Below are 13,221 nucleotides of genomic sequence, written 5' to 3'. Positions count from 1 at the left end.
GATCAGCCGGTCTTGTGCGAGACGTTCTTGACCACCGTGTAGCACTGCAGGCCCTCGGTGCCGCCCTCGCGCCCATAGCCGCTCTCCTTGACGCCGCCGAAAGGCGTTTCGGCGACCGAGGCCACGAAGTGGTTGATCGAGAGGTTTCCGGCCTCGACGCCCTCGGCGAGACGATCGGCATTCTCAGCCGAACGGGTGAACGCATAGGCCGCGAGACCAAAGGGGAGGGAATTGGCTTTCTCGATGGCTTCGTCGAGCGTCTTGACGGGGTTGACAAGCGCGAGCGGACCGAACGGCTCTTCGTTCATGGCACGGGCATCGTCGGGCACATCGGCGAGCACCGTGAGCGGGAAATAGTAACCGCGATTGCCGAGCCGATGTCCGCCCGCAAGCACGCGCGCGCCCCTGGCCTTGGCGTCGGCAACCAGCGTTTCCATGGCATCGATCCGCCGCGAGTTTGCCAGCGGGCCCATCTGGCTCGACGGATCCAATCCATTGCCGACCTTCAGCGCGCTCGCCTTCTCGGCAAAGACATTGGCAAATCGATCGTAGATCGATTCCTGGACGAAGAAGCGCGTCGGCGCGACGCAGACCTGTCCCGCATTCCGTGACTTGCCGACCACCGACGCGGCCGCCGTTGCGACCGGATCGACGTCGTCGCAGACGATCACAGGGCCGTGGCCGCCAAGCTCCATGATCGCCGGCTTCATGTGAGTGCCTGCCATCGCGGCCAGATATTTGCCGACCGGGATCGAGCCTGTGAACGTCACCAGCCGGATGCGCGATTGCGGGATCAGATATTCTGATATCTCCGCCGGATTGCCGAAGACGAGGTTCAGCACGCCGGCAGGCAGGCCCGCATCATGAAAGGCGCGCACGAGCTGGACGGCGCCGGCGGGCGTCTCCTCGGACGCCTTGAGGATGATCGAGCATCCCGAAGACAGTGCGCCGGCGACTTTGCGCGCCGGCGAACTCATCGGAAAATTCCAGGGCGAGAACGCTGCCACCGGACCGATCGGCTGCCGCAGCACCGTGTGCCGCATTCCGGGCTCGCTTGGGATCACGCGGCCGTAGAGCCGCTGTCCTTCCGTTGCATCCCACTCGATGATCTCGCAACCCCGCAGGATTTCCAGCCTGGCTTGCTCGATCGGCTTTCCCTGCTCGAGCGTCATCGCAACCGCCATCTCATCGACACGATCGCGAATGAGTGCGGCCGCCTTCAGGACGATCTGCGCACGCTTGAGCGGCGCCGTCTTGCGCCAGATCGCAAATCCTCTTTCGGCGGCATCGAGCGCGTCGTCGAGGTCGGTTCGCGTTGCCGTGGGCACCGTGCCGAGCGTGGTTTCGTCGGCGGGATTGATGATGGGCTGCCCGCTGGCGTGCTTCCAGCGGCCGTCGATATAGAGCTGGATTTCAGGATAATTTGCCATGGTCATTCCTTTGTTGTTCTTGGTGGCAAGGAGCGCGGGCGCCGCGCTTTACGCGTGCGCGCCGGATTGAAGCGCGGTGCCGGCTAGCGGGATGCCGTGAAGCCATTCGGTAAAGACCTGCTCGGCTTGCGCGGCGACGGTCTTCGAAAGCTTCAGCGTTGTTGCCCTGAGGTCAGAGATCGATATCTTCGCCGCCGACAATTCGGCCGCGTGGCCGACATACCACTCTTCCAACTGGCGCGGATCGGCCTCGAGATGGAACTGGAGCGCGAGCGCGTTCTGCCGATAGGCGAAGGCCTGGTTCTCGTAATTGGCGTTTGAAGCGAGCCTTGAGGCTTGCTGCGGAAGATCGAAAGTGTCGCCGTGCCAGTGCAGCACGGTCGGATCTTTCCCGAGGCGGCGCAGGCAGGACGAGGCGCCTTCCGGCGTGAGACCGATCGTTCCCCAGCCGATCTCCTTGGCAGGGCCGGCGAACACGCGGCTGCCGAGCGCGCGTGCCATGAGCTGGGCACCGAGGCAGATCCCAAGCGTCGGCAGGTCCTGTTGCAGCCGGTGCTCAAGCAGCGCAATTTCGGCATTCAGGAACGGGTAGTTGTCGGACTCGTAAACCCCGATCGGCCCGCCCAGCACGATCAAAAGCTCGGCATTCCTGATCGATCGATCGGAGAGGTCGTCGACCGCAGCGTCGCAGAACGACACGCTCCAGCCTTCGCGCTCCATGATCGGGGCAAGGAGCCCCAAATCCTCGAAAGCCACATGGCGTATGGCGATGGCAGAACGGCGCTGTCGAAACATCTGGAAATCCGAGCATTCGTTATATCATCACAAATATAACGTATCTCTGCCAAAGGTGTCTAGCGACGGCGACAGCTTAGCGATCGGAGTGCATCCGTTCCAGGAAATCCTTCACGCCGCTGACCTTGCCGGTTTCGGAGGCGACGTAGCCGGGAAGGGCGTCGATGGCTTTATGGAAGTCGCCGCTCTTCATGATCTCGAGCACGCGCCGCATCGGCTCGGTCTCGAGGAACGCCTTCTTGCAGACGAAGAAATAATCTTCCGTGAGCAGCCGGATGAAATCGAGCCCGAATTGGCGGGCGGCCGCTTCGACGCCGAAACTCGCATCCGCCATGCCGCTGGCGACATAGGCAGCAACGGCCGCATGGGTGAATTCCATCTGCTGCGCGCCGTTGATCTTGCTCTCGGGAATCCGGTGCAGCGCCAAGAGCTGATCGAAAAGCTGCCGGGTGCCTGAATCGTGATCGCGGTTGACGAAGCGCGCCTTGCGATCGACCAGATCCTTCAGTGAGCTGATCTTCAGCGGATTGCCGCGCTTGACCATGAGGCCCATTTCGCGTGTGACGAAACTGATCACGCGGTCCTCGCGCGGATCGAGCCAGTCGCGGCACGCCTGGATGCCTTGCGCGCGCAATTCGCCGCGCGGCAGATGCACGCCGGAGAGGTCGCAGGCGCCCTGCGCCAGCGACACTAACGAGTTCTGGTTGCTGACATAGCGGAGGTCGACGCCCATGCCGGGCTCGCGGTCGAGGAATTCGCGCAGCTTGGAGACGGCAAAGCCGTGGCTGGCATGAACGCGGATCACCGATGGACGCTGGTGCAGGAACGGTTTGATCTCCGTGACCAGTTCCTGCGCGAGGTTTTCGAGCTGCGGGCCGAGGCGAGCCTGCATGCGCTCGCCGGCCCAGACCAGCTTCTCGCCGAACGGCGTCAGCCGCGAGCCCTTGCCGCGCTGGGTCTCCACCAGCGGCACGCCGAAGAACTCCGACCATTGGTCGATCAGGTTCCAGACGTGGCGATAGGACAGATGCGCATCGATGGCTGCGCTCGAGATTTTCCCGGTTTTGCGGATCTCGTTGAGGATGCCGAGGATCACCACAGCCGTCTGCGGGCTGCCTTCGCGGTGAAATCGCCAGATGGTTTCGATCTCGATGTGCAGCATCGACCTATCTTCTCAATATGAAGTGAAATTCATATTATCGTCAGCCATAGGCAGAAAATATCATATTTACTGCAGGATATCTCCTCTTAGGTTTGGTATACCAGATAGGAGGAAATATGATGTCAATTGCATATGACTATGCGCGGGAGGCCTTCGGCCGTTCCGCTGTCAGGGACGAGCTGCTGCTGATCGACGGCGCCCGCGTCCCGGCCATCTCCGGACGCACATTCAAATCCCTCAACCCTGCGACCGAGGAAGTGATCGCGACGATCGCGGAAGGCGGTGCCGCGGACGTCGACCGCGCCGTTGCGGCCGCGCGCCGTGCCTTTGAGGGACCATGGCGGACCATGCGCGCCGCCGAACGCGGCCACATCCTCTTGAAATGGGCCGAGCTCTTGAAGCAGCATGCCGACGAGATCATCGAGCTCGAGAGCCTCGATGCCGGCAAGCCGATCGCGGCGGTGCTGCGGCAGGATTTTCCGGCGGCGATCGATACGCTGACCTATTACGCCGGATGGGCCGACAAGATCGGCGGCGACGTGGTGAGCACCCGCGACGATGCGTTGACCTACACGGTCCGCGAGCCGGTCGGCGTGGTCGCCGCGATCGTGCCCTGGAATTTTCCGCTGATGATCGGCATGTGGAAGCTCGCGCCGGCGCTGGCGTGCGGCTGCACAATCGTCATGAAGCCGGCCGAGCTGACCTCGCTGTCGGCGCTGCGGATCGGCGAGCTCGCGCTCGAAGCCGGCCTGCCGCGCGGCGTGCTCAACCTCGTCACCGGACCGGGCCGCATCGCCGGCGAGGCGCTGGTCAATCACCCTGACGTCGACAAGGTCACGTTCACGGGCTCGCCCGGCGTGGGGCGCGGAATCATGCGCGGCGCGGCCGGCAATTTCAAACGCGTATCGCTGGAGCTCGGCGGCAAGTCGGCCAACGTCATCTTCGAGGACGCGAACCTCGATGCCGCCGCGAAGGCCGCGGCTGCCGGCATCTTCTTCAACGCCGGACAGGTCTGCTCGGCTGGCTCGCGCGTGCTGGTGCAGGAGAGCGTCTATGACGAGGTGGTCGAGCGCTTGGCTGCACGCGCGAGCGCGCTCCGCATCGGCGATCCCCAGGATCGCGCCACGGCTCTCGGACCGGTGATTTCCGAGAAGCAGATGAGCACCATTCTCGACTATGTTGACATCGGCAAGAAGGAAGGCGCGTTGCTCGTGACCGGCGGCGAGCATGTCGGCGATCGCGGCTATTTCGTCAGCCCCGCCGTGTTCGCCAACGTGAAGCACGAGATGCGGATCTCGCAGGAGGAGATCTTTGGCCCGGTCGTCAGCGTGATCAAGTTCAAGGACGAGGCGGATGCGCTGAGGATCGCCAACGGCACCGCCTACAGCCTTGCCGCCGGCGTCTGGAGCAGCGACATGGGCCGCGTGCAGCGCTTCGCCAAGCGCGCGCGGGCCGGCACGGTGTGGATCAACACCTATGGCTACACGGATGTGCGGCTGCCCTGGGGCGGCGAGCGCGATTCCGGCCTCGGCCGCGAGCACGGCACCGCCGCCATCGACAATTTCAGCGAGCCCAAGGCGGTCTGGATGAACCTCAACGTCTGAAGGCGTGAGAGGTCGGTGCGCGCGGCGGAAGGTCCTCCGCTTCCGCCGCGACATCGCCAGCGGTTTCGTCTAAGGTCCGCGCTCCGCGGCACCTGGACGAGCGAGGCGATCATGCGCACGAAAAAATTTGGCCACCATGGCCCCGACGTCTCCGTGATCGGGCAGGGCACCTGGTATCTCGACCGCGGCGATCGCAAGGCGGCGGTCGCGGCGCTACGCCGTGGCATCGAGCTCGGCATGACCCATATCGACACCGCGGAGATGTATGGCGACGCCGAACTGGTGATCGCGGATGCGATCGAAGGCCGGCGCGACGAACTGTTCCTGGTTTCAAAAGTGCTGCCCAGCAACGCCTCGCGCCGCGGCACCATCACCGCCTGCGAGCGCTCGCTGAAGCGGCTGAAGACCGACCACCTCGATTGCTATCTCCTGCACTGGCCCGGATCCTATCCGCTGGAAGACACCGTCGCGGCGTTCGAGGAACTGGTCGCCTCCGGAAAAATACGGTCCTGGGGCGTCAGCAATTTCGACGCCGATGATCTGGGCGAGATCCTCGAAGTTTCTGATAAGGGCAGGATCGCCTGCAACCAGGTGCTCTATCACCTGCAGGAGCGCGCGATCGAGCACGCCGTGATCCCCTGGTGCGAGAAGCATGGCGTCGCCGTCGTCGCCTACTCGCCGTTCGGCCACAATGATTTTCCCTCGCCGCGGAGCAAGGGCGGCGACGTGCTGCAGAAGATCGCCGAGGCACACGACGCCACGCCGCGACAGGTCGCGCTGGCTTTCCTCACGCGCGCGGCTGCCGTGTTCGCGATCCCCAAAGCATCGAGCGCGGAGCACGCCGCCGAGAACGCGGCGGCCGGCGACCTCGTGCTCAGTGCCGGCGAGATCGAAGCTTTGGACAAGGCTTTTCAGCGCGGTCCGAAGCCGCGCTCGCTGCCGATGCTCTAGGAGCATCATCGCGGAAAAGTGGACACCGGTTTTCCGAAGCGGATCATGCTCAAAAAAATAAAGTCGCGTCACGATTCTTAACAAAGTGTTGCAACCGCGTGGCGTGCTGCCGCGCACATTCGCGCATATCGGCGTCCTGTTTTCGGACCTTGTCGCGCGCCGCCATTTGGCGTTTTTTAGAGGCTCGCAGATTCGCTTATTTGTGCTTCCGAGATTGCCGTGACACCGCCCCCCGCCGCAGCCGCCAGGCTGGACAGCGCACCACTGCCATTGCCTGCAAAGAAATCTTCGCCTGCGAAGAAATCCGTCTCCCGCAAAGCTCCCGCCCGCGCCGATCGGCCGTTCAAGGGCATCGCGCTGATCCTGCTGTCGACGATTTTCCTCGGCACTTCCGACGTCACGTCGAAATATCTGTCGACGACGCTGCCGTCGATCGAGATCACCTGGATCCGCTTCTTGGTGTTCGCGCTGATCATGTCGCCGGCGATGCTGCCGGGCTCGCCGCTCTTTGCGCTGCGGACGGGACGGGTTGGCCTGCAGTTTCTCCGCGGCACGACGCTGCTCGGTTCGTCGCTGTTCTTCATCTCCGGCTTGAGCTTCCTCCCGATCGCGGAAGCCTCCGCCACCGGCTTCGTGGCGCCACTCTACGTCACGGCGCTGTCGATCGTTTTCTTAGGCGAGAAAGTCGGCTTGCGGCGATGGATCGCGACCGCGCTCGGCCTCATCGGCGTCCTCATCATCCTGCGTCCCGGCACCAGCGCGTTCCACGTCGCCGCCTTCTTCCCGCTGCTGTCGGCGTTCTGCTGGGCCTCGACCTTGATCATGACGCGCATGATCAGCGGCCGCGATGCAGCCATCACCACCATGACCTATTCCGCGATCACGGGCTTCGCGATCATGACCGTCATGGTGCCGTTCGCCTGGGTCACGCCCACTTGGCACGACATTCTTCTCGGCATCCTGGTCGGCGTGGCCTCGACCGCCGGCCAGTGGATCGTGGTGCTGGCTTTCCGCTATGCCGATGCCTCGGTGCTGGCGCCGTTCTCCTACACGCAATTGCTCTGGGTCAGTCTGCTCGGCTACTTCATCTTCGGCGAGGTGCCTGGTGTCTGGACTATCACCGGCGCTGCCTTCATCGTCGCGTCCGGCCTTTACACCGCCCACCGCGAGCGAATCCGTCGCTCGCAGCTCCTGACCGTGCCCGGCGAGCCCTCGCCGAACGCCTGATTCCGTGCGCGGAGTGAGACGTATCGCCGCGCAATCGTTGCGACAGCGCCACAGTGGCGCCGCGAAAGCTGAGCGATCAGCCGCCTTCCGCCGGATTTTTGCCACCCGCCGGGAAACCGCATGCTACCTGAGTTCCAGGGACGCGCCGCGAGGTGCGGGGGAATGAGGGGGCGTTGGCGTGTGGTTTCGGTTGCCTGCTGGTCTCGGCGCGCACACGGCCGCCGTGGCGGCGATCCTGGCTAGCCTGTGTCTGTCGACCGTAGCGGCGCATGCGCAATGCGTGCCCGATCCGGCAACGAGCGGGGCGACTGTCACCTGCAGCGGCCTCGTCCCCAGCGGTTTTGAAGCCGGCGCCGGCGTCAACAGTCTCACGGTCAACGTGCAGTCGGGAGCGACCGTTGGCGACAACGGCATAGCGGCGATCGGCCTCAACGACTCCAATACCGTCATCAATAACGGTACGCTTTCCGCTGCACCAGGAAGCACCGGCATCTTCGCGGGCCAGAACAACACGATCACCAACGCCGCGACCGGCTCCATCACGGTCGGCAACTTCGGCAACGGTATCTTCGTCGCAGGCAACAGCACGGTGACCAACGCCGGCACGATCACGACAGGCTTCACCTCTTCGCCCACGGCCGGCATCTTCGCGATCAACGACAACAACACCATCACCAACACTGCGGGCGCCAGCATTACGGTCGGCCACGACGCCGCGGGCATTGCTGTGCAGGGCAACAACGCGGTGATCAGCAACGCCGGCTCGATCACATCAGACGATTTCGGCATGGCTATCATCGCAGCCGGCGACAACACGAAGATCACCAACAGCGGCACGATCAACGTCGGCATGTTGGGCTATGGCATTATCTCGTTCCCGCTCTCCCTCGGCGCGTCCGGCACCATCACCAACACAGGCAGCATCGTCGGCGGCGACAGCACCACAGGCATCTTCGCGGTCGGCGATTCCCTCACCGTCACAAACGCGGGCACGATCACCGTCGGAAACAACGCGCCGGCCGCCGGCATCGAAGTCTCGACTGCCGGGTCTGCCGGCAGCAATCAGGTCGTCAACACCGGGACCATCAATGTCGGTAGCGACGCCGTCGGCATCGTGGTCAACGGTGGCGGCTCCGTCTTCAATTCGGGCACCATCAACGCCGCCACCGGTTTCGCTGCGATCGAGTTCTGCGGCTGCGGTTTCGGCACCCCCAATGTGCTGACGCTCGGCCCGGGCAGCGTCATCCACGGCCTGGTGTTCGGCAACGGCGGCGACACCTTCCAGCTCGGCGGCACCGGTACCGGCACGTTCGACCTCAGCCTGATCGGACCGGGAAATCAGTATGATGGCTTCTCGACCTTCAACAAGGTCGACAGCTCGAAATGGACCGTGACTGGCACCGGCGCGCAGGACTGGAATGTGCTCGGCGGCACGCTCGCAGTCGATGGCGTCATCAACGGCAGCGTGGCGGTCAGCGCCGGCGGCGTGCTCTCGGGCGTCGGCACGGTCGGCAACACCGCGATCGCGAGCGGCGGCGCGTTCATGCCGGGCAATGCGGTGCCGGGTGCTTCCACCACCGTTGCCGGCAATCTCGCACTGCAGTCCGGCGCGCTCTATCTGGTGCAGCTCAGCTCCACCACGTCCTCCTTCACCCATGTGACCGGCACGGCTACGCTCGCCGGTTCGGTCGGCGCCAGCCTTTCGCCCGGCAGCTCGGTTTCGAAGCGGCCCTATACGATCCTGACCGCGGATGGCGGCCTTGGCGGGACGACATTCGGCGGCCTCAATGTGGCCGGCCTGCCGGGCGGCCTGACGGCGGCGCTGAGCTATGACGCGACCAATGTCTATCTGACGTTCGGTCTCGACTTCGGCGCCGGGTCCAATCTCAACATCAATCAGCACAACGTCGCTGGCGCGCTGACCAACTTCTTCAATGCCAATGGCAGCATTCCCTTGCCGTTCGCATCGCTGACGCCGGCCGGCTTGACGCAAGCCTCGGGCGAGGTGGCGACGGGATCGCAGCAGGCGACCTTCAACGCGATGAACCTGTTCCTGGGATTGCTGACCGATCCGTTCATCGCCGGCCGCAACGGCGGCCTCAGTGACGGCGCGGGCGCAATGCCCTTCGCCGATATGGACGGCGCCAACGCCTACGCCTCAACCCGCATGGCGCGCAGCAAGCGCGAACGCGATGCCTACGCCGCCGTCTATCGCAAGGCACCCGCCGCGCCGCCGGGCTTCGACCCGCGCTGGAGGGTGTGGGCTGCAGGCTTTGGCGGTTCGCAGACCACGGACGGCAACGCCGTGCTCGGCTCGAACAACGCGAGCAGCAGCGTCTATGGCACCGCTGTCGGTTTCGACTATCGCGTCTCGCCGTCGCTGCTCGCGGGCTTTGCGCTTGCCGGCGGCGGCACCAATTTCAGCGTCAACGGCCTGGGCTGGGGCCGCTCCGACCTGTTCCAGGCCGGCGCATTCGCGCGCACCACCACGGGCCCGGCCTATCTCTCCGCCGCATTCGCCTATGGCTGGCAGGACGTCACCACGGACCGCTTCGTCACCGTCGCAGGTGTCGATCACCTCCGCGCCGAGTTCAACGCCAACACCTATTCTGGCCGGCTCGAAGGCGGTTATCGCTACGCCACGCCGTGGCTGGGCCTCACGCCCTATGCGGCGGCGCAGGTGACGACCTTCGACCTGCCGAACTATGCCGAGGCCGTGGTCTCCGGAGCCAGCACCTTTGCGCTGAACTACACCGCCAAGAGCGTCACCGACACGCGCACCGAGCTCGGCCTGCGCGCGGACAAATCCTTCGCCGTGGAGGACGGAATAGTGACGCTGCGCGGCCGCGCCGCCTGGGCGCATGACTTCAACCCGGACCGTGCCGCGAGCGCCGTGTTCCAGACGCTGCCGGGCGCAGCCTTCGTCGTCAACGGCGCGGCGCAGGCGCATGATTCCGCGCTCACCACGGCATCGCTGGAGATGAAGTGGCTGAACGGCTGGTCCGCGGCCGGAACCTTCGAAGGCGAATTCTCCGGCATCAGCCAATCCTACGCCGGCAAGGGCGTGGTGCGCTTTTCCTGGTAGCCAGAAAGCGTAGGGTGGGCAAAGCGCAGCGTGCCCACCATCCACGGTCGGTGCAAGAAAGGTGGGCACGCTGCGCTTTGCGCACCCTACAACGCGTTCCGTCAGAACGCTGCCGGAACGTACATCTCCGGCGGGATCGGGCCGCGGTGATAGTCGGGATTGCGGACGCGCGGCGGCAGCGCAACCGCGATGTGCTGCACCGATTGATACGGAATCTGGCTGAGCAGATGCGAGATGCAGTTCAGCCGGGCGCGCTTCTTGTCCACGGCATCGACGATCCACCACGGCGAGTCGGGCAGGTGGGTGTGCTCCAGCATCGTCTCCTTGGCCTTGGTGTATTGCTCCCACCGCGACCGCGCCTCGACGTCCATCGGGCTCAGCTTCCACTGCTTCAGCGGATCCTGGATCCGCATCGTGAAGCGGAACTGCTGCTCGTCGTCGGTGATCGAGAACCAGTATTTGATCAGGATGGTGCCGGAGCGGATCAGCATGCGCTCGAACTCCGGCACCGACTTGAAGAATTCCTGGTATTGCTCGTCGGTGCAGAAGCCCATCACACGCTCGACGCCGGCGCGGTTGTACCAGCTACGGTCGAACAGCACGATCTCGCCGCCGGCAGGCAGATGCGCGACATAGCGCTGGAAGTACCATTGGGTCCGCTCCCGCTCGCTTGGTGCCGGTAGCGCCGCGACGCGGCAGATGCGCGGGTTGAGGCGCTGGGTGATGCGCTTGATCACGCCGCCCTTGCCGGCGGAGTCGCGGCCCTCGAACAGGATCACGACCTTCTTCTTCTCGTGCTGCACCCAGTCCTGCAGCTTCACGAGTTCGCCCTGCAGCCGTAGCAATTCCCGGAAATAGAGCTTGCGATCGAGCGCAGGCAGGCCGCCGCGCGCGGGGTCGTCGAGATCGTCCAGTCGCGCGTCGTCAAGTTCGAGCTCGAGTTCCTCGTCGAGATTGTCGGCGATTTCCTGGTTGATGCGCTCGCGCAGGGCGGCCTCGTCGATCGGAGTGGATGTGGTCATGGAGTGCTGTCTCTCGGCTGCTCACAGTCGGGATGTGGAGTGCGGGAATTGACGCTGCTTGTGTGACATCGGAATGACGAGCGTCTCACACTGGCGTCGCAGGCGTGCTAAGAAGCTCCGCTGTTGCCCGTGCGAAGGCGGGGCATCCAGTAAACGCTGGCGCTTGTGGCTTGGCCGAGAGGCTGGCGTTTACTGGATCGTCCGCCTGCGCGGACGATGACGGCGGAGTGGGGGCGGCGACTGAGGGAGCCTCAGCCGTTGTTGCTGGCCAAAAACGAAAAGGATGGGAGATAGCCTAATGATCACGCTGACTGCCAAAGACATCCTGCCGGAGGACGGCACCAACGGCACGCTGGTCGGGCGCGTCTGGTTGCCACGGCGTGACGGACCTGCCGTGGTCGCCGTGCGCAGCGACGGTGTGTTCGATGTGACCGCGCGCTTTCCGACCGTCAGCGCATTGTGCGAGGAGAGCGATCCGGCCGCCGTGCTGCGCACCATCAAGGGCGAACCGATCGGCGACCTCGACAGCATCGTGGCCAACACGCCGCCGGACCGCCGCGATCGGCAAAAGCCGTGGCTGCTCGCGCCGCTCGATCTGCAGGTGTTGAAGGCCGCCGGCGTCACCTTCGCCATTTCGATGCTGGAGCGCGTGATCGAGGAGCGGGCACGCGGCAATCCCGCTTCCGCCGAGGCCATCCGCAAAGAGGTGGTGCGGCTGGTCGGCGACGATTTCTCCAAGCTCAAGCCCGGATCAGAGGAGGCGATGCGGCTGAAGCAGGTGCTGATAGAGCAGCAGGCCTGGAGCCAGTACCTGGAAGTCGGCATCGGCCCCGACGCGGAGGTCTTCACCAAGGCACCGGTGTTGTCCTCGGTCGGCACCGGCATGGATGCCGGGTTGCATCCGAAATCGACCTGGAACAATCCGGAGCCGGAGGTCGTGCTCGTCGTCTCGAGCCGCGGCAACATCGTCGGCGCCACGCTTGGCAACGACGTCAACCTGCGCGATTTCGAGGGACGCTCGGCGCTGCTGCTCTCCAAGGCCAAGGACAACAACGCCTCCTGCGCCGTCGGCCCGCTGCTCCGTTTGTTCGACCGCAGTTTTTCGCTCGACCATGTGCGCAACATGGATGTCGGCCTGACCGTGAAGGGTCCGGACGGCTTCGTCCTCGAGGGCCACTCGTCGATCAGCAAGATCAGCCGCGATCCGACCGACCTCGTGGCGCAGACCATCGGACCGGTCCATCAATATCCTGATGGCTTTGCGCTTTTCCTCGGCACCATGTTCGCGCCCGTAAAAGACCGCGATGCGCCGGGCCAGGGCTTTACCCACAAGCGCGACGACATCGTCACGATTGCAGCACCCGAGCTCGGCAAGCTCGTCAACCGCATGCGCTCAAGCGACGAATGCGAACCCTGGACGTTTGGTATCTCCGCATTGATGAAGAGCCTCGCAGTCCGTGGTTCGTAGGGTGGGTTAGCGAAGCGTAACCCACCACTTCTCGAGCCTCAAACTCCGCCGTCATTCCGGGGCGTGCGAAGCACGAACCCGGAATCCATTTCACCACGTGTTCTGCGGCTGGATGGATTCCGGGCTCGATGCTTCGCATCGCCCCGGAATGACAGCCCCGTCATTGCGGGCCAACGGGTCGCGCGAACGCGCGCCCGATGACAGGCTCCGCGAAGCAATCCACGTCTCCACGCGCGGCGCTATGGATTGCTTCGCTCCGCTCGCAATGACGATGTGGGTTGCCTTGGGTGCGACATAACAACCCGACGGGCAAATCAGCAAAAGTCTGTCCAGCCCTCGCGCAAAAAACATTCCGCTTCCGCCGTCGGGCAAATCAGTGATTTAACTCCGCGCGTCTCACCCAAGAGAGGGGCGGGTCGCGATCGTCACGAACGTTGCGGTGAGATGCGGTGGACGAGAGTGTCACGACTGACGAGC

General features: G+C 64.3%; 9 protein-coding genes. 5 read left to right on the top strand and 4 right to left on the bottom strand.

All coding sequences use genetic code 11. The features are described from left to right. Positions 1-2: 2 nt before the first annotated feature. The 3 genes from OZ411_RS13885 to OZ411_RS13875 form a co-directional block, all read right to left on the bottom strand. Positions 3-1,430: an NAD-dependent succinate-semialdehyde dehydrogenase gene (locus OZ411_RS13885; RefSeq protein ID WP_282528395.1), complete on the bottom strand. Its 1,428-nt coding sequence runs from the start codon at positions 1,428-1,430 to the stop codon at positions 3-5. Between the two features lie 48 nt (positions 1,431-1,478). Then, positions 1,479-2,225, bottom strand: a complete 747-nt coding sequence (locus OZ411_RS13880; RefSeq protein ID WP_282528394.1) for a glutamine amidotransferase — start codon at positions 2,223-2,225, stop codon at positions 1,479-1,481. A 76-nt stretch (positions 2,226-2,301) separates the two neighbouring features. Next, positions 2,302-3,387 carry a substrate-binding domain-containing protein gene (locus OZ411_RS13875; protein WP_130579555.1) on the bottom strand — a complete coding sequence of 362 codons (1,086 nt, stop codon included), beginning with the start codon at positions 3,385-3,387 and terminating at the stop codon, positions 2,302-2,304. A gap of 119 nt (positions 3,388-3,506) precedes the next feature. On the opposite strand from OZ411_RS13875, the gene OZ411_RS13870 reads away from it, so the two are divergent. From OZ411_RS13870 to OZ411_RS13855, 4 genes are all read left to right on the top strand, one after another. Further along, the gene (locus tag OZ411_RS13870) at positions 3,507-4,991 is read left to right on the top strand and encodes an aldehyde dehydrogenase family protein (protein ID WP_282528393.1); all 1,485 of its coding nucleotides are present in this window, start codon (positions 3,507-3,509) and stop codon (positions 4,989-4,991) included. A gap of 111 nt (positions 4,992-5,102) precedes the next feature. Beyond that, a complete protein-coding gene (locus OZ411_RS13865; protein WP_282528392.1) occupies positions 5,103-5,942 on the top strand; it encodes an aldo/keto reductase in 840 nt (279 codons plus the stop codon). Between the two features lie 264 nt (positions 5,943-6,206). Beyond that, entirely contained in the window at positions 6,207-7,169 is a 963-nt protein-coding gene (locus tag OZ411_RS13860; protein ID WP_282528469.1) for a DMT family transporter, read from the top strand. Between the two features lie 178 nt (positions 7,170-7,347). Continuing rightward, entirely contained in the window at positions 7,348-10,254 is a 2,907-nt protein-coding gene (locus tag OZ411_RS13855; protein WP_282528391.1) for an autotransporter domain-containing protein, read from the top strand. Positions 10,255-10,355: 101 nt separating this feature from the next. Here OZ411_RS13855 and ppk2 read toward each other — a convergent pair whose 3' ends face one another. Then, positions 10,356-11,276: a polyphosphate kinase 2 gene (gene ppk2, locus OZ411_RS13850; RefSeq protein WP_282528390.1), complete on the bottom strand. Its 921-nt coding sequence runs from the start codon at positions 11,274-11,276 to the stop codon at positions 10,356-10,358. Between the two features lie 298 nt (positions 11,277-11,574). Between ppk2 and OZ411_RS13845 the strand changes: the two genes are divergently transcribed. After that, on the top strand, positions 11,575-12,744 hold the full coding sequence (locus OZ411_RS13845) for a fumarylacetoacetate hydrolase family protein (protein WP_282528389.1): 1,170 nt from the start codon (positions 11,575-11,577) through the stop codon (positions 12,742-12,744). The last annotated feature ends 477 nt before the right edge of the window (positions 12,745-13,221 follow it).

The organism is Bradyrhizobium sp. Arg237L (genome assembly GCF_029990105.1).
Lineage (GTDB): Bacteria > Pseudomonadota > Alphaproteobacteria > Rhizobiales > Xanthobacteraceae > Bradyrhizobium.
This window is presented reverse-complemented; position numbering and strand designations above follow the sequence as displayed.